General features: G+C 73.6%; 22 protein-coding genes, 1 tRNA gene and 7 pseudogenes. 21 read left to right on the forward strand and 9 right to left on the reverse strand.

Going from position 1 to position 23,044, the window contains the following annotated elements:
- Positions 1-651: 651 nt before the first annotated feature.
- Positions 652-2,652: a DUF4011 domain-containing protein gene (locus WKH84_RS08355; RefSeq protein ID WP_341856283.1), complete on the reverse strand. Its 2,001-nt coding sequence runs from the start codon at positions 2,650-2,652 to the stop codon at positions 652-654.
- Between the two features lie 69 nt (positions 2,653-2,721).
- Positions 2,722-3,582 (reverse strand): DeoR/GlpR family DNA-binding transcription regulator, encoded by an 861-nt coding sequence (locus tag WKH84_RS08360; RefSeq protein WP_341856821.1) that lies wholly within the window; start codon positions 3,580-3,582, stop codon positions 2,722-2,724.
- 164 nt (positions 3,583-3,746) lie between these two features.
- Here WKH84_RS08360 and WKH84_RS08365 point away from each other — a divergent pair, with 164 nt between their 5' ends.
- Positions 3,747-3,950, forward strand: coding sequence for an antitoxin (locus WKH84_RS08365; protein WP_341856284.1), 204 nt, complete (start codon positions 3,747-3,749; stop codon positions 3,948-3,950).
- 386 nt (positions 3,951-4,336) lie between these two features.
- Here WKH84_RS08365 and WKH84_RS08370 read toward each other — a convergent pair.
- The 3 genes and pseudogenes from WKH84_RS08370 to WKH84_RS08380 all read right to left on the reverse strand — a co-directional run.
- Positions 4,337-4,666, reverse strand: a pseudogene (locus WKH84_RS08370) (copper resistance protein CopC); the annotation flags it as partial.
- On the reverse strand, positions 4,663-5,661 hold the full coding sequence (locus WKH84_RS08375) for a nitrilase-related carbon-nitrogen hydrolase (RefSeq protein WP_341856285.1): 999 nt from the start codon (positions 5,659-5,661) through the stop codon (positions 4,663-4,665). The pseudogene WKH84_RS08370 and the gene WKH84_RS08375, both read right to left, overlap by 4 nt.
- Before the next feature lie 253 nt (positions 5,662-5,914).
- Positions 5,915-6,217 (reverse strand): annotated as a pseudogene (locus WKH84_RS08380) (nucleotidyltransferase family protein); the annotation flags it as partial.
- Positions 6,218-6,294: 77 nt separating this feature from the next.
- On the opposite strand from WKH84_RS08380, the gene WKH84_RS08385 reads away from it, so the two are divergent.
- A tRNA-Arg gene (locus tag WKH84_RS08385) sits at positions 6,295-6,370 on the forward strand.
- Between the two features lie 37 nt (positions 6,371-6,407).
- On the opposite strand, the gene WKH84_RS08390 is transcribed toward WKH84_RS08385, so the two are convergent.
- From WKH84_RS08390 to WKH84_RS08400, 3 genes and pseudogenes are all read right to left on the reverse strand, one after another.
- On the reverse strand, positions 6,408-6,905 hold the full coding sequence (locus WKH84_RS08390; RefSeq protein WP_341856286.1) for a hypothetical protein: 498 nt from the start codon (positions 6,903-6,905) through the stop codon (positions 6,408-6,410).
- Positions 6,906-7,022: 117 nt separating this feature from the next.
- Positions 7,023-7,370 carry a Crp/Fnr family transcriptional regulator gene (locus WKH84_RS08395; protein WP_341856287.1) on the reverse strand — a complete coding sequence of 116 codons (348 nt, stop codon included), beginning with the start codon at positions 7,368-7,370 and terminating at the stop codon, positions 7,023-7,025.
- A gap of 94 nt (positions 7,371-7,464) precedes the next feature.
- Positions 7,465-7,782: pseudogene (locus WKH84_RS08400) on the reverse strand (cyclic nucleotide-binding domain-containing protein); the annotation flags it as partial.
- Between the two features lie 166 nt (positions 7,783-7,948).
- On the opposite strand from WKH84_RS08400, the gene WKH84_RS08405 reads away from it, so the two are divergent.
- From WKH84_RS08405 to WKH84_RS08455, 11 genes and pseudogenes are all read left to right on the forward strand, one after another.
- Positions 7,949-8,200, forward strand: a complete 252-nt coding sequence (locus WKH84_RS08405; RefSeq protein WP_341856288.1) for a heavy-metal-associated domain-containing protein — start codon at positions 7,949-7,951, stop codon at positions 8,198-8,200.
- A gap of 37 nt (positions 8,201-8,237) precedes the next feature.
- Entirely contained in the window at positions 8,238-8,741 is a 504-nt protein-coding gene (locus WKH84_RS08410) for a hypothetical protein (protein WP_341856289.1), read from the forward strand.
- The gene (locus tag WKH84_RS08415; RefSeq protein ID WP_341856290.1) at positions 8,732-9,850 is read left to right on the forward strand and encodes an HAD-IC family P-type ATPase; all 1,119 of its coding nucleotides are present in this window, start codon (positions 8,732-8,734) and stop codon (positions 9,848-9,850) included. The genes WKH84_RS08410 and WKH84_RS08415 overlap by 10 nt, the downstream gene beginning before the upstream one ends.
- The gene (locus WKH84_RS08420; protein WP_341856291.1) at positions 9,847-10,245 is read left to right on the forward strand and encodes a hypothetical protein; all 399 of its coding nucleotides are present in this window, start codon (positions 9,847-9,849) and stop codon (positions 10,243-10,245) included. The genes WKH84_RS08415 and WKH84_RS08420 overlap by 4 nt, the downstream gene beginning before the upstream one ends.
- A gap of 201 nt (positions 10,246-10,446) precedes the next feature.
- Positions 10,447-11,568 (forward strand): hypothetical protein, encoded by a 1,122-nt coding sequence (locus WKH84_RS08425; RefSeq protein ID WP_341856292.1) that lies wholly within the window; start codon positions 10,447-10,449, stop codon positions 11,566-11,568.
- Between the two features lie 467 nt (positions 11,569-12,035).
- Positions 12,036-12,344 (forward strand): hypothetical protein, encoded by a 309-nt coding sequence (locus tag WKH84_RS08430; RefSeq protein ID WP_341856293.1) that lies wholly within the window; start codon positions 12,036-12,038, stop codon positions 12,342-12,344.
- Between the two features lie 152 nt (positions 12,345-12,496).
- Positions 12,497-12,613: pseudogene (locus WKH84_RS08435) on the forward strand (NADP-dependent oxidoreductase); the annotation flags it as partial.
- Between the two features lie 215 nt (positions 12,614-12,828).
- Complete coding sequence (locus WKH84_RS08440; protein ID WP_341856294.1) at positions 12,829-12,933, forward strand: zinc-binding dehydrogenase; 105 nt, start codon at positions 12,829-12,831, stop codon at positions 12,931-12,933.
- 764 nt (positions 12,934-13,697) lie between these two features.
- Positions 13,698-14,297 (forward strand): hypothetical protein, encoded by a 600-nt coding sequence (locus tag WKH84_RS08445; RefSeq protein WP_341856295.1) that lies wholly within the window; start codon positions 13,698-13,700, stop codon positions 14,295-14,297.
- A gap of 176 nt (positions 14,298-14,473) precedes the next feature.
- Positions 14,474-14,650 (forward strand): annotated as a pseudogene (locus WKH84_RS08450) (prolyl oligopeptidase family serine peptidase); the annotation flags it as partial.
- A 49-nt stretch (positions 14,651-14,699) separates the two neighbouring features.
- Positions 14,700-15,095: a prolyl oligopeptidase family serine peptidase gene (locus WKH84_RS08455; RefSeq protein WP_341856296.1), complete on the forward strand. Its 396-nt coding sequence runs from the start codon at positions 14,700-14,702 to the stop codon at positions 15,093-15,095.
- A gap of 38 nt (positions 15,096-15,133) precedes the next feature.
- Here WKH84_RS08455 and WKH84_RS08460 read toward each other — a convergent pair.
- A pseudogene (locus WKH84_RS08460) lies at positions 15,134-16,614 on the reverse strand (SulP family inorganic anion transporter).
- Positions 16,615-16,788: 174 nt separating this feature from the next.
- On the opposite strand from WKH84_RS08460, the gene WKH84_RS08465 reads away from it, so the two are divergent.
- The 8 genes and pseudogenes from WKH84_RS08465 to WKH84_RS08500 all read left to right on the forward strand — a co-directional run bounded on the left by WKH84_RS08465 (position 16,789) and on the right by WKH84_RS08500 (position 23,035).
- Complete coding sequence (locus tag WKH84_RS08465) at positions 16,789-17,001, forward strand: hypothetical protein (protein WP_341857078.1); 213 nt, start codon at positions 16,789-16,791, stop codon at positions 16,999-17,001.
- 121 nt (positions 17,002-17,122) lie between these two features.
- On the forward strand, positions 17,123-18,118 hold the full coding sequence (locus WKH84_RS08470; RefSeq protein ID WP_341856297.1) for a hypothetical protein: 996 nt from the start codon (positions 17,123-17,125) through the stop codon (positions 18,116-18,118).
- A gap of 467 nt (positions 18,119-18,585) precedes the next feature.
- Positions 18,586-19,287, forward strand: coding sequence for a hypothetical protein (locus WKH84_RS08475; protein ID WP_341856298.1), 702 nt, complete (start codon positions 18,586-18,588; stop codon positions 19,285-19,287).
- Entirely contained in the window at positions 19,221-19,601 is a 381-nt protein-coding gene (locus tag WKH84_RS08480; protein WP_341856299.1) for a hypothetical protein, read from the forward strand. The genes WKH84_RS08475 and WKH84_RS08480 overlap by 67 nt, the downstream gene beginning before the upstream one ends.
- Before the next feature lie 75 nt (positions 19,602-19,676).
- Entirely contained in the window at positions 19,677-19,823 is a 147-nt protein-coding gene (locus tag WKH84_RS08485) for a hypothetical protein (protein WP_341856300.1), read from the forward strand.
- A gap of 27 nt (positions 19,824-19,850) precedes the next feature.
- Positions 19,851-20,495, forward strand: a complete 645-nt coding sequence (locus WKH84_RS08490) for a dienelactone hydrolase family protein (RefSeq protein WP_341856301.1) — start codon at positions 19,851-19,853, stop codon at positions 20,493-20,495.
- Positions 20,496-20,828: 333 nt separating this feature from the next.
- Positions 20,829-22,121, forward strand: a complete 1,293-nt coding sequence (locus tag WKH84_RS08495) for a betaine/proline/choline family ABC transporter ATP-binding protein (RefSeq protein WP_341856302.1) — start codon at positions 20,829-20,831, stop codon at positions 22,119-22,121.
- A 6-nt stretch (positions 22,122-22,127) separates the two neighbouring features.
- Positions 22,128-23,035: pseudogene (locus WKH84_RS08500) on the forward strand (proline/glycine betaine ABC transporter permease).
- The last annotated feature ends 9 nt before the right edge of the window (positions 23,036-23,044 follow it).

The raw sequence follows: 23,044 nt of genomic DNA on the forward strand, positions 1-23,044 counted from the left end.
GAGCTCGGCGATCGCGGCGCGGGAGGTGTCCGGGTAGAGCTTCATCGTCGCCACCCTCGTCTCGTCGGCCGCGGCGTGCACGCGGGCGGAGGCGTCGGCGAGATAGGCGGAGTCCAGGCGGCGGAACCGCTCGGCGACCTGGGAGAGGGAGGTGCCGTCGTACTGGGAGATGGTCGGCTCGGCGCCGGCGATCAGCTCGAGGACGCCGCGCCACCAGGCCAGCTCCAGCTCGGCGCCGACCTGGTCGATCGGGACGCGGCGGGCACGGAGGTCCTCGACGAGCTCGCCGAGGCCGTCGAAGCCGAGTCGGCGCAGCGGCTCGGTGCGCCGCGGGAGGGTCTCGAGGTCGTGGCGGTCCGCGGCGAGGGCCTCGACACGGCGCTCGAGCTCGTCGAGGTCGGTGCGGGCGAGGTCGGCGCCGGCTCCGGTGCCGTCCAGCGGCGACGGCGAGCTCGTCGAGCACCTTCTGCGAGCGGGCGGCGATGCGGTGGATCTGCTCGAGGTCCTCGGGCAGGGACGGCCGCGAGGGGCTCCCCTCCGTCTCGGCGGCGTGGCGGCGCCATTCCTCGACCACGTCACGGGCTTCGCCGAGGTCGCGGTGCAGGTCCGGGGACAGGGAGGCGGGGGCGCGCAGTGCGGCGGCCTCCTTCTTCAGCCGCCGACGGGCGCCGAAGCCCATCTCCACGCCGCGCTCCTCGCGCCAGCGCTTGTCGGCGGTGGCGGCGACGAGATCGGGCGACGGGGCGGCGAACACGGCGGACTGGAAGGTGCCCAGCGGCGCCTGCACCCGGTCCAGCGGCGCGAGGCGCTCGCCGAGCTGGACGAGGGTCGCGGGCTCGCGCAGGCCCAGCTCGCCGCCGGCGCGGGCACCGGCACGACGCAGGCTGCGGCAGGATCTCGCCGCGCGCGGCTGGTCCACGAGCTCCTCGGCCCGCGATGCCTGGGTGTCGGAGCTGATCGGCGCGCCGTACCAGGCGGTCTGCTCGGGACCGGTGGAGAGCACGCCCACCTCGGCGGCCTCGCGCGGCCGCCTCGGCGTAGCGGTCGCGGTCCTCCCCCACCATCTGCGCGGCCACGGAGCCGGGCAGGCGCACGGAGGTGCGAGGGGCGGGGTGGAGGCGGGTCAGCGCGGCGAGCGCAGAGATCGCGTCGTGTGCGGAGGCGTCCCACGGCTCCTGGATCCGGTGCATCGCCTCGACGTGGCCGACGAGGATGTCGCGGCTGGCGCCGAGCTCCTCGGGCGCGGCGTCGTCCGGACCGAGTCCGTGGGAGCCGGCGCGGCGCAGGGCGCGCAACAGCGAGGCGGAGGCGTTGCGGCCGCAGGGACGGGTCCGGGGAGAGGTCGAAGACGAGCTCCTCGAGACCGCGGCGACGAGCGATCTCGACGAGCTGGGAGAGGTTGCGGCGGCGCTGGGAGACGATCAGGACGCTCTTCCCGCGGGCGTTGAGCTCCTCGGCGAGGTCGACCACGAGGTCGAGGCTGGAGGTGCCGGGCGGGGTGGGCACGGCGAGGTCCCCGCCGGCCAGGACCCGTTCGAGCACGGCGCGGTGGCCGGGGTCGACGGCGGCGACCAGCTCGTCCTCAGGAACCTCCGGGGCCATTCCCTGCTCCGCGCCGCGCACCTCGGTGCGGGCGGTCTCGTCGCCGGCGAGCGCGGCGACCAGCGGCGAGGCGGCCCAGTCCTCGCGCGCCTCGGCGAGGTCCTCGGCGACGGAGCCGGCCGCGTCCATCATGTTCCCGACGACGAGGGCGTGCAGGACGCGGAAGCCGGTCAGCGGCTGGCCGAGGGAGCGGAAGGCGTCCAGGACGGGGTTGGGGTCGAAGCCGTGCGCACCGTCGGTCGTGGCCAGCGGCGCGCGGGCGTCGACGGCGACGCCGGCCTCGCGCAGGGCGCGCAGCAGGACGGGGTTGAGGTCCGCGGTCGCGTCGACCTCGAGGTCGACATCCTCGCGGGCGTTGCCGCGCAGGCGAAGGGTCACGGGGCGCACGAGCACGGGGGCGTGGATCGGCTCGGAGCCGTCCTCGGGGTACCAGATCGCCTCGCCGATCCCGAGATGGCAGGTGGTCAGCCCCACCTCCTCCGCGTGCCGCTCGGCGACCTCGCGGATGGTGCGGGCGTGGGCGCGGGCGTCGGCGAGCGCCCCGACCTCGCGCACCAGGGAGGACAGGCGCGTGGGGCCGCGGCCGGCGAGGAGCCGCGCGAGCCCGGAGGGGTGGGAGTGGGTGAGGTCCAGGACCGTGCCGCCGGCACGGATCTGGGTGAGGAAGGAGGGGGCGGTGACGCCGCCGGTGATCTGCTGGGCCCAGCGGTCCAGGGCGTCGGCGACGCCGTCCTCGCGGCTGAGCGGTCGGTGCTCGCGGCGGACCACGGGCACGCCGTCCTCGTCCTGCTCGGGCGCGATCCCGGCCCCGACCTCGTCGAAGCGGTGGTCGAGCACGACCTCGTAGCCGCCGGTCCGCGCCGGCTCCGCCGGAGGCTCCTCGCGCCGCGGCGCGGCGGGTGCCGGATCGGGGCTCGCGGAGGCCTCCTGCTGATCCCCGGACCGCTCGCCGCGACGCTCCCGGGCGAGGGCCGACAGGGCGTCGTCGCGCGACGGCGCCTCCTGGCCCGTGCTCTCCGGTCGCTTCTTCCCGCGCAGGAAACTCCACATGGGAGCCCACGCTACCGGGAGCGCGGCCCGCGTCAGCGCAGGCGTGCCGCCGTGGGACGCCCGACCTGCTCACACCTCGTGCAGGCGCACCGAGCTCTCCTGCAGATGGGCGCGGAGGTCCTCGGGGACGGGGCCGGCGATGATCAGGTCGGTGAGCACGGAGACGGGGCAGATCCCGGCGAGCGCGCGGTGGCCGATCTTGTCGGCGGTGGCGAGGCCGACGACGCGGCGGGAGTGGCCGATCATCATCCGGGTGACGCCGGCCTCGGCGTCGGAGTTGCAGGTCAGGCCCGCGCCGAGGTCGAGTCCGACGGTGCCGACGAACATCGTGTCCAGCCACAGGTCGCGCATGGTGGCGGTGGCGAGGGGGCCGGTGAGCTCGAAGGAGTAGGGCTCGGCGACGCCGCCGAGCACGACGGTGCGCACGGAGGGGCGCGGCACAGCCTCGGTCGCGATGTTCAGCGCCGCGCAGACCACGGTCAGGCCCGGCGTCCCGTCGCGGGAGTCGAGGTCGGAGCGGGAGACGGCCCGGCGGGCGGCGGAGGTGGTGGTGCGCCCGCCGTTGAAGCCGATGATCTGCCCGGGCTCGACGAGGGAGGCGGCGCGGTCCGCGACCCGCTCGCGCTGGCCGGAGCCCTCGTCGGCCGCGCGCGGGACGCTGGCGAGGGAGTAGGCGACGTCGACCGCGACGATCCCGCCGTGGGTGCGGCGGGCGAGCTGGGCCCGCTCCATCTCCATGAAGTCCCGTCGCACCGTGGACTCGCTGACCTCGAGGTCAGCGGCGACCTCGGCGACGCTGAGGCGCTTGGTGGTGGTCAGCAGCGAGAGCACGTGGTCCCAGCGGGCGCCGCGTCCCCTCGCTGCGCGGCGCGGCGCCTCGGACGGGCTCGAGGGGGTCGACGGGGAGGGGCGGGGCCCGGCTTCGCGCATGCTCACGCAGACAGTATTGCGCGCTTTGCGACTGATCACGCCTGTCGCGCGCAGTTTCGACCAGATCTGGTCGGATCGTCGGGTCACGTTTGAGTCACGGCGGCGGGGCGTCGTAGGTTGGCGATGTCGCCCCGGTCACGGGGTGGTTCCGCGAGCGAAAGGACATGAACATGGGCTTCGATGACGCGCTGAACAAGGCCAAGGGCTTCGCCGACGACAACCCGGACAAGGTCGAGCAGGGCCTCGACGGTGCGACCGAGCAGGTCAAGGGTCGCACTCCGGACAACGCCGACGGCCACGTCGACAAGGGCGCGGACGCCGCCCGCGACCGACTCGGACTCGGCGGGGACGACAACAAGGACAACTGAGTCCCCGCTCCCCCTGAGCAGCGAAGAACCCCCGAGGCATACCTCGGGGGTTCTTCCGTGTCCGGGTCCGGCCCAGCGACCGACGGGCCGGGTGTCAGTCGCGGCGGCGCATGATCAGCGACACCGCGACGACCGCGCCGACCACGACGACGCCGAGCACGATCAGCAGCGGGGTCATCGAGGAGCCGCTCTCCTCCTCGGCGGCCTCTGCCGTGGCCTGCTCGCCCTCCTCGGCGGGGGCGGTGGTCTCGGCGGGGGCGCTCTCCTCGGCGGTCGCTCCCCTCGGCGGGCGCCTCGGTGGTCTTCTCCGCGGCGGCGTCCGGCTCGACGGTCACCTCGAAGGTGCCTTCGATGGGATGGCCGTCGCTGGAGACGACGCGCCACTGGACGGTGCTGGTCCCGGCGGGCGGCGGCTCCTCGAGGGTCGCTGTGGCGACGGGTCCGTCGACGCTCGGGGTGATCTCGGCCAGTCGCTCGCCGGACTCGTCGGTGATCCGCACCAGCGGGCTCACCTCGAGGACGTCGGCGGAGAAGGTGAGGGTGATCGCCTCGGGCGAGGTCTCCAGCGTCGCGCCGTCGGCCGGATCCGACTCGAGCGGCGTGTCATGGGCCTGCGCGGGCGCGCCGAGCGCGAGGAGCGCGGCGAGCAGGGCGGCGAAGAGCGCTGCGAGGGCGGCGGGGCGAACGGAGGCACGGCGGCTGAGCAGGGTGTTCACTCCGGCAGGGTACGCGAGACGGTCGGGGCGGGTCTGTTCGCCAGGTCACGCCGACAGGCGGGCCCGCCGGTCGCGCGCCCGACAGCCACGTGATCAGGTCGTGCTCGCCGCGGGCTCAGCGCTCGGGCAGCGGCACCGCGTGACGCGCGACGGGCAGGGCCGCGCGCGCCGTCTCGACCTCGGCGAGGTCCAGGTCGACCATCAGCAGTCCGGGCTCGAGTCCGAGCTCCTGGCGGATCCGGCCCAGCGGGCCGACGGCGGCGGAGCGGCCGATGCCGCGCGGGGCCCTGCCCGCGTAGCCGGCGGGCGGGGACTGGTCGGCGGCGAGGATCACCGTGGTGGAGTCCAGCGCCCGCGCGCGCGAGCAGCGGCTGGAGCCGCTCGCGCTTGCCGGGACCCTCGGCCCAGGCCGTCGGCGGCAGGATCGCGTGCGCGCCGCGGCGGGCGAGCGCCGTGAACTGCTCCGGGAATCGCATGTCGTAGCAGGTGGCGAGGCCGAAGCGGGTGCCGGCGAGGTCGAAGGTGACCAGCTCCTGCCCGGGGGCGACGGTGGCGGACTCATCGGCGTCGAAGGCGTCGAAGAGGTGGATCTTGCGGTACTCGAGCGAGGGGGTGCCGCCGGGGCCGCGCACGAGGACGGTGTTGTGGACGCGGCCGTCGTCGGCGGGGCTGAAGGAGCCGGCGACCACGACGACGGAGTGCTCGTCGGCGAGCGCCTGGAGCAGGCAGGCGAAGTCCTCGTGGTGGGTCTCGGCGGCGGCGCGCAGATCGGTGCCGAAGGGGGCGAGGGTCGCCTCGGGCAGGAGCACGAGGTGGGCGCCCTCCTCGGCGGCCTCGGCGACGGCGCCGCGGACCACGGCGACCATCGACTCGTGATCGGTGGGCACCTCGATCTGGGCGAGTGCGATGCGGGGGCCGGCGGCGCGGCGCACCTGGTCCAGGGCGTCGGGGGTGTCGATGTCGGCGGCCTCGGAGCCGGTGACGGGCAGGCTCACGAGCTCGTCGTCGGCGAGCGTGCCGTAGAGGCGGCGCAGGCTGAGGTCCGCCCAGCCGCCGCCGGTGTGCTCGATCTGGGCGAGCGCAGCGCGGAGCCGGCCGAGCGGCCAGGCGGCGCCGAGGAACTGGACGTGCCCGTCCTTCGACTCGAGGGCGACGACGCGGCCGGTCTCGGCGCCGCGGGCGGCGAGGGCGCAGAGCGTCTCGGGGCGCAGCGAGCGGCATGTCCCCGCCGAGGACCAGCGCGGTCGCCTCGTCGGGCGCCTCGGAGATCTCGGCGACGCCGCGGGCGAGGGCGGCCAGCGGCCCGGAGCGCGGCGGGTCCTCGAGCACGAAGCGGGCGCCGTGGCGGGCGGCGAGGTCGCCGCCGTCGGCCCCGCTCGGGCCCACCACGATGCGGCGGCCGACGGGGGCGGCGCGCGCGACGCGTTCGAGCACGCTCGCGCCCGCGATGGGCAGACGGGTCTTGTCGGTCCCGCCCAGGCGCGAAGCCGCTCCCCCGGCCAGGATCACGGCGGCGACGGTGGCGGCGGTCTCGTGCGATGCGGTCGACATGGAGCGATCCTGCCACGGGACGCTACGATGACCCAGGCCTTCGGTCACGGGGATTCATCCCCCGACCGGACCGGAGCGCCTCCGTAGCTCAGGGGATAGAGCACCGCTCTCCTAAAGCGGGTGTCGCAGGTTCGAATCCTGCCGGGGGCACCAGAGGACCACGAGGGTCCGACGCCGGCGAGGACGCGGGTCATTCGGACCGGAACTGCTCCCTCGTCATCGCCCTCGTCTCCTCGTGCTTCCTGCGGATGTCGGCCTGGGTGTCCCCGTCGGCCCACGGACGCTCCAGCGTCACGAGCGCGATCCCGTAGACCGCCGTGGTGACGACCATCGTGGTCAGGGCCGACGACGGCGCCGGGCCGAGGACCAGCCCGGCGAGAAGGCCGATCGGCGGCGGGAGCACGGCGACGATCACCGTCATCGTGATGCTCCCGGGGTCCGGGTGTCGGTGCCGGAGGACGAAGATCCGCTCCACGCCGGTGGTGGCGAGCTCGATCGCCACCATCACGACCACGGCCGTGGTGATCGCGGATCCCGCGGAGACGCTCGCCGTCCACCCCGTCGGTCCCAGACCCCAGAGCAGCAGGGCGATCACGGCGGCCTTGACCATCCCTGTCGCGAGATGGCCCATGAGTGCGAAGGAGAACGGGGGCGGGCTGAAGTCGTCGGCGTCGCGGTGTTCTGCCATCGGAGCGGATCCCTTCGGCTGGACGATCTGGTCAGGCGGAGCGGTCCGAGAGGGGGCCCGTGCCTCGCAGTCCCTCACGAGCCGTCCCTGCATCCTGCCCGATCTCGGCAGTCCGGTTCACGTGTCCTCGGCCCGCTCCTCGAGCGCGTCGCGGTCCAGGATCGAGGTCCAGCGCCGGCCGGAGTCGATGACGCCCTCGCGTCGCAGCGCGCTCATCACGCGGGAGACCGACTCCGGGGTGGAGCGGGCGAGACCGGCGAGGTCCGCGCGGGACAGCGGCACCTCGAGCAGCAGGCCCTGGGCGCCCCGGTCCTCGCCGAGGGAGTCGGCGAGGCGCAGCAGCGCCCGGGCGACGCGCCGCTCGACGGTGGCGGTGCTCTGCCGTCCCATGTCGGACTGTGCACGGGAGAGCCGTGCGGCGAGGTCGTCGACGACCCGCGGCCCGACCACGGGGTTCTCGACCATCACCTCGCGGAACGCCTCCTGCCCGATGCGCGGCGAGGCAGGAGCCGACCAGCGCGGTCGCGGTGCGCTGGTGGACCGGGTCGCCGAGGTCGCTCATCGCGCCGAACATCTGACCCGGGCCGAGGATGTCGGTGACCACGACAGAACCGGAGGCCGTGTCCTCGGCGATCCGCATCCGTCCCTCGGCGACGACGTAGAGCGCGTCGGCCGGCTCCCCCGCCCGGAAGACGGGCGCGTCGGCCGGGATCGTGAGGGTGCGCATGCGGCGGTCGACCCGCTCGAGCGCCTGCTCGTCCAGGCCGTGGAAGTAGGCGGAGCGGGCGAGGACGCCGAGGCGCACGGGGGCCGGGCACTGGTGCGGCGACGTCACCTCCGCGAGCGGGATGGTGCGCCGCCCGTCAGGGGCGGTCATGGCGCGAGGATAGCCCGCACGGCGCGGGCCGAAAGGGACATCGGTCCTGGTCAGAAACAGGGTGCGGTTGATTGACCGCCGTCATGGTCGGGCCGACGGTTCGTTCCTACGGTCGAGGTGACAGCGAGGGAGACACCCTCGCAGCACCGAGAGAGGACCGCATCCGATGTCTGCCACCACCGGTTCCACCACCCCCGCGAGCACCCGCACCGTCTTCCGCGCCGAGGGCTTCAGTCGCCCCTCGTGCGTGGCCAAGATCGAGAAGCAGGTCGGTCGTCTGAAGGGCGTCCAGGACGTCACGGTGAAGTTCGCGTCCAGCCGCGTCGAGGTCGAGCACGACCCGGCCGTGGCCACCACCGAGCAGATCGTCGACGCGATCGCGAAGGCCGGCTACACGGCCGCGCCGTCGGCCTTCTGAGCCGGCCCCACCCATCACCTGACCGAGAGGACCTGTCATGACCGCCCTGCGGCGCTGGCGGCGCGGCCCGTGGAGCACGCCGGTGCTCGCAGGCGCGCTGATCCTGCTGGCCGCCCTGCTCTCGCTCGGCGCCGGGGTGAACCCCTTCGGCGCCGGGCACGGCGAGCTCGGCCTCCACCTCGACCGCCCGATCCCCTTCCTCGCCTCCGACGCCCTGATGGTGCTCGCCGCGGTCGTCGCGGGCGCTCCGATCCTCCTCGCCGCCGTGCGCGCCCTCCAGGTGCGCACCGTCGGCATCGACCTGCTGGTCACGATCGCCGCCTCCGGCGCCCTGGTGATCGGCGAGTACTGGGAGGCCGCCGCGGTGACCGTCCTGTTCGCCGTCGGGCATGCGCTCGAGGCACGCACCATGGACCGCACCCGCTCCGCGCTCACCGAGCTCGTCGCCGCCGCCCCCGATCTCGCGATCGTGCTCGCGGGACGGGCGAGCAGGTCGAGATCCCGGCCGCCGAGGTCCGCCTCGGCGAGACGGTGCTCGTGAAGAACGGCGCCAAGGTCCCGGTCGACGGGACGGTGCTGGCCGGCACGGGCGCGATCGACGAGGCCGCGATCACCGGCGAGTCGATCCCCGCCGCGAAGGGCGAGGACGACCCGGTGTTCGCCGGCGGCGTCTCCGCCGGCGGGTTCCTGCAGGTGCGCGCCACCGGCGTCGGCGCCGACACGACGCTGGCCCGGATCATCCACCGGGTCGAGGAGGCGCAGGACGCGAAGGCCCGCACGCAGACCTTCCTGGAGCGCTTCTCCACCTGGTACACCCCGGGCATCATCCTGCTCGCCCTGCTCGCCGGGCTCGCCACCGGCGACGTGGTGCTCGCCCTGACCCTGCTCGTGATCGGTCGCCCCGGCGCGCTGGTCATCTCGATCCCGGTCGCGGTCGTCGCCGGCATCGGCCGCGGCGCCCGGGACGGCCTGCTCATCAAGGGCGGGGAGTTCCTCGAGACCAGCGCCGAGGTCGACACCGTCGCGCTGGACAAGACCGGCACCCTCACCGAGGGCCGCCCCTATCTCACTGACGTCACCGTGCTCGACCCCGCCCTGGACCGCACCGCGGTCTTTGCGCTGGGCGGCACGGGCCGAGGCCGGGTCCGAGCACCCGCTGGCCCGCCCGGTGCTCGAGGGCGCGGCCGAGGAGGGCATCGTCCCCGGCGACCTGCCCGAGCACACCGAGCCGGTGCCCGGCAAGGGCATCGTCGCCGCGGTCGAGGGCAGGCGCGTCGCTGTCGGGAACCTGCCGCCGCTGGAGCACGAGGGCGTCCTCGTCCCCGCCGGGGCGCAGGAGGAGATCGCGCGCCTGGCCGGGCTCGGCCGCACCCCGATGGCCGTCGCGCTCGACGGCACCGTGATCGGCGTGCTCGCGGTCGCGGACCGGCGCGTCCGGAGGCCGCCGAGATGGTCCGACACCTCCACGCGGAGGGCGTGCGCGGCGTCCTGATGCTGACCGGCGACGACCGGCGGGTGGCCGAGGCGGTCGCGGCGCAGGTCGGGATCGACGAGGTCCGCGCCGGGCCGCTGCCCGAGGACAAGCTGGCCGCGGTCACCGCGCTGCGCAGCGCGAGGGACGCACGGTCGCGATGGTCGGCGACGGCGTGAACGACGCCCCCGCGCTCGCCACGGCCGACATCGGCGTGGCGATGGGCGCGGCAGGCGGCGGTGTCGCGATCGAGACCGCGGACATCGCCCTGATGCATGACGACCTGCTGCGGTCGCCCGAGGCCCTCGGCCTCGCCCGCCGCACCGTGCGGGTGATGCGCCAGAACATCGTCCTCGCGGTCGCGACGGTGGCGTCGCTCCTGGCGGGCGTGTTCGCCGGCGGCGTCACGATGGCGATCGGGATGCTGGTGCACGAGGCGTCGGTGCTGGCGGTGATCGCGAACGCCATGCGGCTCCTGCGCCGTCGGCGCCCGACCCGTCCGGCCGACGACGTGGGCCCGGCGCTCGCGGCGACGACGTCCTCACAGGTGCCGAGCCCGGCGACTATGGCATGACGCCAGGCGCCCCTCACGCCGTCGAGTATGTGATCACATGCTTGACGGCGTGAGGGGCGCCACATTCATTGACGTCCGACAACTCATGTATCAGTGGTGCCCGGGTCGACGTCGACCGGCACCCTCCCGGCGCGCCGGCGCCGGCCGTCCGATGAGGGGCGGCCGCGACCCGCACCGGGCGGTTCCCGGACAGGAGCTTCCGTGGCACAGTCGACCAAGCGGCGCGATCTCGCGACGACCGAGAAGAAGGGCCCGCCGCGGGCCCTCACCTATGCAGGGGCGATCATCGCCTTCCTGATCGGCTCGGGCTTCGCGACCGGGCAGGAGATCCTGCAGTACTTCACCTCCTACGGCTACTGGGGGGTCTTCGGCACCGGCCTGCTGGTGCTGGTGCTGATCTCCTACGTGTGCGTGGAGTTCTTCCTCGTCGGGCGGAAGCACCAGTTCGACAGGCCCTCGCGGATCTTCTACTACTACTGCGGCAGATACCTCGGCACCTTCTTCGACTGGTTCTCGATCCTGTTCGTGTTCCTGAGCTTCACCGTGATGGTCTCGGGCGCGGGCGCCGTGCTCGAGGAGCACTACGGCCTCTCGAAGTACGTCGGCGGCGTGGCGCTCGCGGTCGTGGTGGGGCTGACGGCCTGTTTCGGGCTCTCGAGCCTGGTGGACGTGATCGGCAAGATCGGCCCGGTCATCGTGGTGATCGCGATCGCGCTGGGCATCGTGGGCATCGTCCGCTCCTCGCACGGCGTCGGCGAGGGTGTCTCGATGCTTCCCTCGCTCGACCTGGTGCAGGCCTCGAACAACTGGTTCATGTCGGGACTGTCCTACGTCGGCTTCTGCATGCTGTGGCTCGCGGCGTTCCTGACGGCGCTGGGCCGCACTACCCGCAGCAACCGCGAGGCCGCCTCGGGCGGCGTCCTCGGCGGGTCCGTCTTCGCGCTGGCCCGCATGATCGTCGGGCTCGGCCTGCTGGCGAACATCGAGTTCGTCGCCGGCACCGAGATCCCGATGCTGGTGCTCGCGAACGAGATCAGCCCCGTCCTCGCCTCGGGCTTCTCGCTGATCATCCTCGCGGGAATCTTCACCACGGCCGTGCCGCCGCTGTGGACCGTCTCCCAGCGCTTCTTCGCCGACGGCACTCCGAAGTTCAAGCGCCTCACCGTGGTGCTCGCCGCGGTCGGCACCCTGATCGGGCTGGTGCCGCCGTTCTCGCAGATGGTCAACATCGTCTACGTCATCAACGGCTACGTGGGGATCCTGCTGCTGGTGATGATGATCCTGCGCACCGTGCCGCGCCTGGTACGCCGCCAGGAGATCTGAGTCCGGGCGGGCCGCGCCTGCGTTCACCGCAGGCGGCCCCGAGCTCCTTCGCCGGCGCGCGTCACCGGCGCCCCACAGGCCCCTTCGCCGACGCCTACCGATGGACCGCCCGCCCGCGCACAGCCCTCCCGCCCGCCTTACGAGGCAGGACACAGGGGACGGGGGCAGGGAACAGGGAAGTCCTCGCAGAGAACTGCGTACATCACGTACATGATGTACGCAGTTCTCTGCGACACATGCGCTGTCCGATGCCGACGAACCAAGACCACACCACCGAGCCCGTGCTCTGGGTCCGCACCGTCGGCGCCGCACTTCCGGGACGAGCACCGCCCTGAGAGGATCGCAGCCCGCTCCGCGGCCGCACCGTCCGGTTCCGCCTCGCGCCGCCGGGCCACGCCCCGACCCGGCCGGCCCGTCCTGTCCCGGCGAGCCTTGACCCGCGGCGCGAAGCGGCGAAGGATCCGGGCATGAGCACCGTCTTCGTCACCACCGCCTACGGCGGGCCCGAGAACCAGCGGCTGAGCACCCGGGAGGCGCCCGCGCCGCGGCCCGGCGAGATCGCGATCGAGGTGAGGGTGGCGGGGGTGAACCCGGCCGACGCGAAGCGCCGCGAGGGACTCTTCGGGACCACGGGGTCGCGCCGCTCGCGCTCAGCCTCGAGGCGGCAGGCGTGGTCACCGCCCTCGGCGAGGGGGTCAACGGCTTCGAGATCGGGGACGACGTTCTCGGTGCGCCCGCCCGCGGCCTCGGCGCCTTCGCCGAGCACACCGTGCTGACGGCCTCCGCCACGGTGCACCGCCCGCCGGAGGTCGCCTGCGAGCAGGCAGCGACGGCGCCGGTGGCGGGGACGACCGCCTGGGACCTCGCCGCCACCGCCGCACCGGGCGAGACCGTGCTGGTGCTCGGCGCCGGCGGGGGCGTCGGCCGGATGGCGGCGCAGGTCGCCGTCGCGGCCGGGGCCCGGGTGCTCGGCGTCGCCTCGAGGGCGAAGCAGGAGCTGGTCGAGTCCGCGGGCGCCGAGCACGTCCTCTCCGGCGACGGCGCCGCGGACGCGGTGCGCGACCTCGCCCCGGACGGCGTGGACCTGCTGATCGACCTCGTCGGCGGGCGCCGCCGCGGGACCTCGCGCCGCTCACCAAAGATTCGGCGCGGATCCTCTCCGCGGCCGATCAGGCCACCGCCGAGGAGCTCGGCGGCGGCGGCCGTCCCTCGTCCGAGGATGCGCTCGCGCAGATCACCCGGCTGGTCGCCGACGGGGCGGTGGATCCGCACGTCACCGCCCGCTACCCGCTCGTCGCCGCCGCGGAGGCGATGGCCGCGGTGGAGACCGGGCACAGCGCCGGGAAGATCGTGCTGATCCCCTGAGCGGGTCCGCCGCACCTGACCCGGCGGTAACGTGGCGGGGATGAGCACCGACGACGCCGCCACCGCCCCCGCCGACCTCGCCTCCACCCGGGCGTTCACCGACTTCTCGGATGTCGAGGGGCCGCTGCGCCTGCCCCGCCTCGCCTCCCTCGCCGCTCTCCCGGGCGGCCGGGTGGTCGCCGCGTTCCAGGAGGCCGACGAGCACGGGGCCCGCACCCCGTCGGCCCTGTGGGAGCTGGATCCGACGGGCACCGAGCCCGCACGGCGGCTCACCCGGTCGGAGAAGGGCGAGAGCGGTCCGCGACCGGGACCGGACGGCTCGGTGCTGTTCATCTCCGCTCGTCCCGATCCCGCCGGCGACTCCTTCGAGGACAAGCCCGGGATCTGGCGCCTGCCCGCGAGCGGCGAGGCGGAGCTGGTCGCCGCCGCGCCGGGCGGGCTCGAGCCGCTCGCCGTGGCGGACGACGGCACGATGCTGGCGGCGACGCAGGTCCTGCCCGGCGGCACCCTCGAGGACGACGCCGAGCGACGCAGCGCCCGCAAGGACGCGAAGCGCACCACGATCTGGCACACCGGCATGCCGATCCGGCAGTGGGACCACGAGATCGGCGACCAGGAGCGGCATCTCCTGCTCGTCTCCCCCGCCGGGAAGCTCGACGACCTCACCCCGGGGGCCGGAACCGTCGCGCTGACCTCGGCCTCGGCGGACCTCTCCCCCGATGCGCAGACGGTCGCGACCTCCTGGACGCGGCGGGTCGCGGGCGGTGAGACCCGCAGCGATCTCGTGCTCCTCGACGTCGCCTCCGGCGAGCGCACCGTGCCGCTCGAGGCCGACGACGAGGCGCAGTACTCCTCCCCCTCCTTCTCTCCCCGACGGGACGCGCCTGGCCCTGCTGCGCTCGACCCTGTCCACCCCGACCGACACGAGCTACGACCGGCTCGAGATCCACACCCTGGCCGTCGCCGGCCGGGACGGCGGAGACCATGCCGGCGGCGGCATCGTCAGCACCGGCCATGTCACCGCCGAGCTCGGCGACCTGACCCTGACGGACCTCGAGTGGTCCGACGCGGCCACCCTGCTGGTCGCCGGGGATCTGCATTCCTCCGGCGCGGTCCTCACCGTCGACGCGACGACGGGCTCCGCCCTCACCCTCGCCGACGGCGGCGTGTTCTCCTCCCTCTCCCCCGCGCCCCGCGGCGACCGGGCCGGCGGCGGGGGCGGAGAGCTGGCCGGGGCGGTCCACGCGCGCGCAGCGACGTCGGCACCCCGCCGCGGCCGGTGCGGATCGCGGCCGACGGCACGGTCACGGAGCCGCCCGCCCCGGGCGCGGTCGGCGGCGCGCCCGGCACCCTCGAGTGGGTGAGCACGGACGTGGACGGGATCGAGGTGGGCGGCTGGCTGTGCGTCCCGGCGAGCGCGAGCGCCGCGGAGCCGGCGCCGGTGATGCTGTGGATCCACGGCGGCCCGCACGGCTCGTACAACGCGTGGAGCTGGCGCTGGTGCCCGTGGTTCGCGGTCGAGGCCGGCTGGGCGGTATTGATGCCGGATCCGGCGATGTCCACCGGCTACGGGGACGCGGGGCTGAACCGCGGCTGGCCGCGCCGGCCCGACGTCGTGTTCCACGAGTGCGAGTCGCTGCTGGACGCGGTGCTCGACCGGCCGGAGCTCGACGGGACGCGCACCGCGATGCTCGGCGCGTCCTTCGGCGGGTTCATGGCGAACTGGATCGCAGGGCACACCGATCGCTTCGACGCGATCGTCTCCCATGCCGGGCTGTGGGCCCTGCCCCAGCGAAGACCGCACCACCGATGCGGCGGCCTCGAAGATGCGCGTGCACGGCCACGAGGACGAGGACCCGGACTGGTACCGGGCCTTCTCCCCGCATCACGAGGTCGACGCGATCACCACCCCGATGCTGATCACGCACGGCAACCGCGACTACCGGGTGCCGGTCTCCGAGGCTCTGCGGCTGTGGTGGGACCTGGTCTCGACCTGGGACGGCGAGGTGGAGGACATGCCGCACCGCTTCCTGCAGCTGACCAGCGAGAACCACTGGGTGCTCACCCCGTCGAACGCCGTGGTGTGGAACCGGGCGGTGCTCGCCTTCTGCAAGCAAGACGTGCTCGGCGGGCCGAGCGCCGACGAGGCGATCACCTGGTGAGCGCCCGGTCGCGAGGCTCGGGCCCCGGCCGCACGGAGCTAGTTCAGCGTCCCCGTCAGCCGTCCGTGGAAGAGGGTCGAGCGGTCATCGAGCCCGGTGAAGGAGACCTCGAGGCCGTGCTCGACGTACTTGGCCTGGACCGAGTCGAGCACCGCGACGGTCGAGGCGTCCCAGATCTGGGCCGCGGTGAAGTCGACGGCGACCGGGAGGCCGCGCTCGGCGTCGGCGGCGTAGTCGAACTGCTCGACCAGGTCGTTGCTCGAGCCGAAGAAGAGCGGGCCGTGCACGGTGTAGCGCGTCCCGTCGGCCCCCGTCGTGCGCTCCACGCGGGTGACGTGCGCGACGCGGCGGGCGAACAGGGCGACCGCGAGCAGCGCCCCGGCGGCGACGCCGAGGGCGAGGTTATGGGTGATCACCACGACCACGACGGTCGTGACCATCACGAGCGTCTCGGAGACCGGCATGCGGCGCAGGGTCGCGGGGCGCACGCTGTGGAAGTCCACGGTCGAGACCGCGACGACCATCATCACCGCAGCGAGCGCGGCCATCGGGATCTGCTCCATGAGGTCCGACAGCGCGGTGACCAGGATCAGCAGCAGCACGCCGGCGACGAAGGTGGAGATGCGGGTGCGGGCGCGACCCAGCTTCACGTTCATGACGGTCTGGCCGATCATCGCGCAGCCGGCGATCCCGCCCCAGAACCCGGCGAGAATGTTGGAGATGCCGAGCGCCCAGGACTCGCGGCTCTTCGAGGAGCGGGTGTCGGTGATGTCGTCGACGAGCTTCGCGGTCAGCGGCGTCTCCATCAGGCCGACGAAGGCGACGGACAGTGCGGTCGGGGCGATGATCTGCGGCGTCTCCAGCGTCAGCGGCACCTCGAGCGGGGTGAGGCCGGGCAGGCCGCCGGAGACCTCGCCCTGGTCGCCGACGGTCGGGACGCGGAGATGGAAGATCATCGCGATCGCGGTGACCAGCACGATCGCGACCAACGGCGCGGGCACGGCCTTCGTCAGGCGCGGCAGGGCGAGCACCACGACGAGAGTGAGCGCGAACAGCGGGTAGACCGCGGCGGGCACATCCAGGACGTGCTGGAGCGCGCGGTGAAGATCAGGATGCCCAGCGCGTTGACGAAGCCGATCATCACCGAGCGGGGGATGAAGCGCATGATCCGCGCGAGCCCGACCACGCCGAACGCGACCTGGACGAGGCCCGCGAGGATCACGGTGGGCAGCAGGTACTCGACGCCGTGGGTGTGCACGAGCGGGGCGACGACGAGAGCGACCGCGCCCGCGGCGGCGGTGATCATCGCGGGGCGTCCGCCGAGGAAGGTCATCGAGATCGCGAGCACGACGGAGGCGATGAGGCTGACCTTCGGGTCCACGCCCGCGATCACCGAGAAGGAGATGACCTCCGGGATCAGGGCGAGGGTGGTCACGGCGCCGGCCAGCACCTCGGTGGTGAGGCGGCGCGGGCGCGCAGGGCCTGCAAAGACGGTGGGAGAGGAGGAGGACGTGGTCACGGGCCGATGCTATCCGCGTCCGCGGCGGACTACCCTGTCGGTCTGACCGCCGTGCGTCGCGCCTCACCGCGAGCGCGCCGCACGCCCCGACCGTCCCGCTCGCTCCGCCCGACAGAGGTTCCATGGCCCCGCCTGCTCGCCGCCGCTTCGATGCCACCTGGGTCGCCCTTCGGGATGATCCTCGGGTTCGTGGTCGGGATCGGGACGGGGCTCGCGGTCGTCGACACCCTGTGGATCGGCGCGGTTCTCGGCGTGCTCGTCGGCGCCGGGCTCGGAGGCCGCTGGGGCGCGCGCGGGGGCGGCGACGCGCTCACCCGGGACGAGGATGCGGAGGACGACGAGTACCGGCGGTCGCACGGCGACCCGCGCCCCGGCGAGAGGCGCTGACCTGCACGCCCCCTGATCCCCACAGGATCTCCACACCGCCGGCACAAGCCTTTCATGGTATGGACTTGACCCTCTCTTGACCATTGGGCAGGGTGTGACGCGGGCCACCGCTCCCCGGCCCATGACGGCGCACCCGCCGCACCGGGGAGGGCCGGGACGGAGACCCCGATGGGACACCTCGACGCACGCACCACGACCACCCGTCGCCTGCGCCGCGGCGATGGCGCTCGCGGCCTGCACGGCACTGCTGGGCCTGACCGCATGCGGCGCGGGGGACGAGGCCGGGACCGGGGACGACGGCGCCCAGGAGCCCGCCACCGCGACGGAGGAGCAGTCCGGCGGCGAGCGACCGTCGGACGATGCAGGGTCCGGCGACGACGCCGAGTCCGGGGACGACCAGGCGACCGACGACCAGGACGAGGCAGGGGACGACGAGGGTGCGGGAGACCAGGAGGAGGGGGATCCGGGCGCCGCAGGCGAGCGCACCCGGATCCTCCTGGTCACGGACCTCGGCATCGACGAGACCTCCGGGGACGGCGCACCGACCCTTGCGAACGACGACCTCGCCGCGCTCCTCGCGGAGCCCTTCGGCGGCACCGCCGAGTGCGCCGACGAGCTCGTGGTCGAGAGGGGGCAGAGCGCCGGGCGCGTCGGGCCGACGAGCCCGGACGACACCGCCCCGACGCAGGAGTGGGTCGCCAGCACGGTCGCCGTCCCGCACGAGGACGGCCTCGAGAACGGCTACCGGGTCGCGGTGCTGTTCTCCACCGGCACCGAGCTCCCCGAGGAGGCGAGCGAGCTGACCCAGGAGAACGTGATGCTGACGGGCCTGGGCCAGGGCTCGATGTTCGGGGCCGAGCCGCTCGGCGCGGAGGAGGTCGCCGACGCGACCCTGCAGACCCTCACCTCCGAGAACGCCTACCTGCCGGTGGCCGGCATGGCCGACTGGTCCGAGGTGACCTGCGAGGACGGCCTGGACTTCGAGGAGTTCGGGACGACGGACTGCACGGCCGCCACCGCCGAGGGCGACTCCTGGCAGGCGCACGTCGCCCCCGGCGCCTTCGCCGACGGCGACCAGGGACTGCTGGTCGGCATCGGCGACCCGACCGACGTCTGAGCGCCGGCGCATCTCGCCCCGCCCCGTCTCGCGCCCGCCCTGGTCAGACCGCTCACCGCGAGCTGACCCGGGCAGGCGCGACGGGTTACGGTGAGAGCGCGCCGAGGGCAGATCGGCGCCCCGGCCGGGACGACCCGGCCGGCGGACGCACCACGAGGACGGCCTCGCAGGAGATCCGATGAGCCCCTCGTCCTACACCCGCCGGCCGCGCGCCGCGTCCCCGTCGGCCGCACCCGAACGCTCCCCCGAGCCCGACGGCTCCCCGCACGCCCCCGGTTCCCCCGGCCCTGACTCCCCGGGCCCCGCCCTCGCCGGGAGGGACCTCGTCCGCACGGTGCTCGACCGCAGCGCGATCTCGCGACTGCTCGCTCGGCTGGGCGGGCGTCGCCGCGCTGATCTCGCTCTCCCCGCCCCGGGCGCGCTGTCCTCGGCGGCCGCTCGCGCTAGCCCTCGCCGCGATCGTCGCGGTGATCGTGATCGCCGCCGGCGGCGTGGTCGCGCAGGCGGAGGCCCTCGCGCACCGTCTCGGCGACCCCTACGGCACCCTGGTGCTCACCCTGTCGATCGTGGTGATCGAGGTGGTGCTGATCGCCGCGGTGATGCTCGGCCCGGGCGATCACGCGACCATCGCCCGCGACTCCGTCATGGCGGTCTCGATGATCATCATGAACCTCGTCCTCGGTCTCTGCCTGCTGGTCGGCGGCATCCGCCACGAGTCGATGCGCGTGAACCGGACCGGCACCTCCGTCTACCTGGTGCCGCTGATCGGCCTCGGCGCGATGGCCTTCGCGGTCCCGACGGTGCTCGGCGAGGACGGCACCTACGCCCCCGTCCAGGGCGTCGCGATCGCGGTGATGACCGTCGCCGTGTACGCCGTCTTCCTGTGGCGCCAGACCGGCGCGCAGGCGGTCGAGTTCCAGGAGGTGGAGCTCCCTGCGGCCGACGGGTCCGCCGAGGAGCCCGCCGACGCCGCGGACGCCTCCGACACCGAGGACTCCTCGCGCGGCATCGGCGCGACGCTCTCTCGCCACCGCGCGGAGCTGGGCCTGCGCGTGCTCGCTGCTCGTCGCGACCGTCGCCGATCGTGCCGCTCTCCCACGACATGGCGGGACTGCTCGACGAGGGACTGGACCGGCTCGGCGCCCCGATCGCGCTGTCCGGCGTGCTGATCGCCGCGATCGTGTTCACCCCCGAGACGCTCACCGCGCTCCGAGCGGCGGCCGGCGGGGAGATGCAGCGGGTGGTGAACCTGTGCCACGGCGCGCTCGTCTCGACCCTGGCGCTGACCATCCCGACCGTGCTGATCATCGGGCTCGCCACCGGCGGCCCGGTGGTGCTGGCGGAGTCGCCCGTGAACCTGCTGCTGCTCGGCGTGACCTTCGCGGTCTCGGCCGTCTCCGCGGCGGCTCCGCGCGTGACCGCGGTGCACGGCACCGTGCACCTGCTGCTCTTCGCGGTGTACGCCCTCGCCCTGCTCTCCTGAGCCCGCCGGGCCCCGCAAGACGCCCGCGGCACGACGGCCCGGGCATGCCGGGCGAGAGCGGGGTAGGGTCGCGACGTGAGTGCGACGACGCTTCAGATCCCCACCGACGCCGACGATCTGCCCGGGCCGCTCTGGTCGCCCGAGGACCTCGATCAGCCCGTGCCGGGCCTCGTGGTGCCGCAGGAGATCTTCGGACTCTCCTCGTACATGCAGCAGCGCTGAGCGGATCTCGCCGCCCGCGGCTACGCAGTGCTCGCCCCGCGCCTCTTCGCCCGCCTGGACCCGCCCCTCGTCGGCATCGAGGACGGCGAGGACTTCCAGTCCTGGCTCGAGGAGGGCATGGCGCTGACCTCGCGCGTACCCTGGGAGCGGGCCGAGGCCGATGCGATCGCGGCGATCGGCGCGGCGCGCGCCCACGGCGCGGTCGACTCCGAACGGGTGGGGCTGGTGGGCTTCTGCTACGGCGGCGGGCTCGCGTTCTCCGCCGCCGCATCGGCCGCCGACGAAGACCGTCCGGTCTCGGCCCTGGTCAGCTACTACGGCTCCGCGCCGCCGACGCCGCTGGACCGCGCCGCGCAGGTGGACGTGCCGAGCCTGCACCACTTCGGCACGGCCGACGCCTTCATCCCGCTCCAGCAGGTCGAGCAGATCCGCGAGGCCGTCACCGCCGACGGCACCCGCGAGCAGGTGCGCTTCGTGCTCCACGACGGTGCGGGGCACGCCTTCGACAACCCCCACGCCGGTCTGCACCACGCCGGCGCCGCCGAGGCCGCCTGGCGCAGACCCTCGGCTTCCTCGCCGAGACCCTCCCGCCACGGAGCTGACAGCCCCGCGCCGTCACCGCCCTTCCGCAGGTCGTCGACGGGCGGGAGCCCCCGCCCGGGCAGGACGTGACCGAATAGTTATGTCCCGATTGTCGGACAGTCGGATCGGCCGTCGGTCGTCCCGTCCGGCAGGCGCATCCCTGCAGGCCAGACCGTTTCCCCCCTCGACCCCTCACCCCCGCCGCCTCCGTCCCGCGGACGCTCCGAGCCCCCTTCGTGAGCCCTGAAATGCCTGTTCCGAGGCAGTTTTTCCCACGGTCGAGGCTTAGAGTGATGGATCGTCGGATGCCGCCCGGGTCCCGCTGCGCCTCCTGTCGCTCTGCGCCTTCTGTCGCTCTGCGCCCTTAGTCGCTCACGTCCCGCTCGGCATCGCGCACGTCATGTCGCCACCGAAGGAGCCCCTGTGCCACCTGTGATCTCCGCCGAGGGCCTGTACAAGGTCTTCGGCCCCCGCCCAGAGCGAGGAGTGCGCGAGCTCCGCAGCGGACGCTCGCGCGAGGACCTGCGCGAGCAGGGCCTGACCGCCGCCGTGATCGATGCGAGCTTCAGCGTCGACCCCGGGGAGATCTTCGTGGTGATGGGCCTGTCCGGCTCCGGGAAGTCCACCCTCATCCGCATGGTCAACGGACTGCTACCCGCCACCGACGGCGAGATCCGCATCGGCGAGGAGGTCCTCTCGAAAATGTCCCCCGCGCAGGTGCGGGACGTGCGCCGTCGCCGGATCTCCATGGTCTTCCAGAACTTCGCGCTCCTCCCCCATCGCACCGTCGGCGAGAACGCCGCCTACGGCCTCGAGATCAGCGGCATGAACCGCTCCGATCGCGAGAAGAAGGCGAAGGAGGCGCTGGGGATGGTCGGCCTGAAGGGCTGGGACGCCTACCGCCCCTCCTCCCTCTCCGGCGGCATGAAGCGGCGCGTGGGCCTCGCCCGCGCCCTCGCCGCCGGCACCGACGTGATGCTGATGGACGAGGCGTTCTCCGCCCTGGACCCGCTGATCCGGCGCGACATGCAGGACCAGCTCGTCGACCTGCAGCAGCGCCTGGAGAAGACGATCCTGTTCATCACCCATGACCTCAACGAGGCGATGCGCCTGGGCGACCGGATCGCGATGATGCGCGACGGCCGGATCGAGCAGATCGGGTCCTCGGAGGAGATCCTCAACGAGCCCGCCAACGACTACGTCGCGAAGTTCATCCAGGACGTCGACCGCACCCGCGTGCTCGTGGCCGGCGCCGTGATGGAGCGACCGCGCGAGACCCTCGGCATCGGTCAGGGTCCGCGCACCGCCCACAAGCCGCTGCGCGAGACGCAGAACCCCTGGCTCGTGGTGCTCGAGCGCGACCGCACCCCCGCCGGCGTGATCTGGCAGGACGACGTCGCCGAGGCGGTGCGCCTCGGCCAGGACGAGTCGCCCTGGTCCGACGTGCACGACATGGCGGTGGTCAGCCACGACACGCCTGTCGCGGAGCTGTTCGGGAAGTCCGCGCGAAGACGACGCGCCGCTCGTCGTCGTCGACGACGAGGGCCGGTTCGCCGGCGTGATCCCCCGGGTCACCCTGCTGACCGCGCTCGGCGTGATCGGCGAGGGGGAGACGTCCTCCCCTGTCGTCGATCCGCCGCCCGGACCGGAGGCTCCCGGCATCCCGGGAGCGACCACGCAGGACGCCCCGACCGCCGACGATCGCCTCGGAGGTGACGCACGATGAACCCCGACGACGCCCTCATGCCCCGCCTCCCGATCGGCGACTGGATCGACGCCGGCATCGACTGGCTCAAGGAGAACCTCTCCTGGCTGTTCGACCTCTTCTCCATGGTGATGGACTTCCTGATCGGCGGCCTCACCGACCTGCTCCTGCTGGCGCCCGCGCTGGTGATGGTCGTGGTCTTCGCGCTGATCGCCTTCGTGTTCCGCTCCTGGAAGCTCTCGCTCGCGACGCTGATCGGCTTCGCCGTCGTGATCTCGATGGAGCAGTGGGAGACGATGATGCAGACCATGGCGCTGGTGCTGGTGGCGACCGTGTTCGCGGTCGTGATCGCGGTGCCGCTGGGCATCCTCGCGGCTGTCTCCAGCACGGTCAGCGCGATCGTGAAGCCGGTCATGGACTTCATGCAGACGATGCCTGCCTTCGTCTACCTGATCCCGGCGGTCACCTTCTTCTCGATCGGCGTGGTCCCGGGCGTCTTCGCCACGATCATCTTCGCGTCGCCCCCGGGGTGCGCATGACCGAGCTGGGCATCCGCCAGGTCGACGGGGAGACCGTCGAGGCCGGAGAGGCCTTCGGCGCGACCCGTGGCCAGATCCTCCGCGGCATCCAGCCGCCGCTGGCCATCCCGACCATCATGGCGGGCGTCAACCAGGTCATCATGCTCTCCCTGTCGATGGCCGTGGTCGCCGGCATGGTCGGCGCGGACGGCCTGGGCAAGGAGGTCGTCCAGGCGATCTCCACCCAGAACCTGCCCCTCGGTGTCGAGGCCGGTCTGGCCGTGGTGGTCCTGGCCGTCTACCTCGACCGTCTCACCGCGGCGATCGGCAACCCCGCCGGCTATCCGACCTCCGCGCTCGCCCTGATCCAGCGGTCCATCGCGCGGCGTGCGACCACCGGGATCTGACCCGTCGGC

It is taken from the genome of Brachybacterium sp. GPGPB12, assembly GCF_038396325.1.
Classification (GTDB): domain Bacteria; phylum Actinomycetota; class Actinomycetes; order Actinomycetales; family Dermabacteraceae; genus Brachybacterium; species Brachybacterium conglomeratum.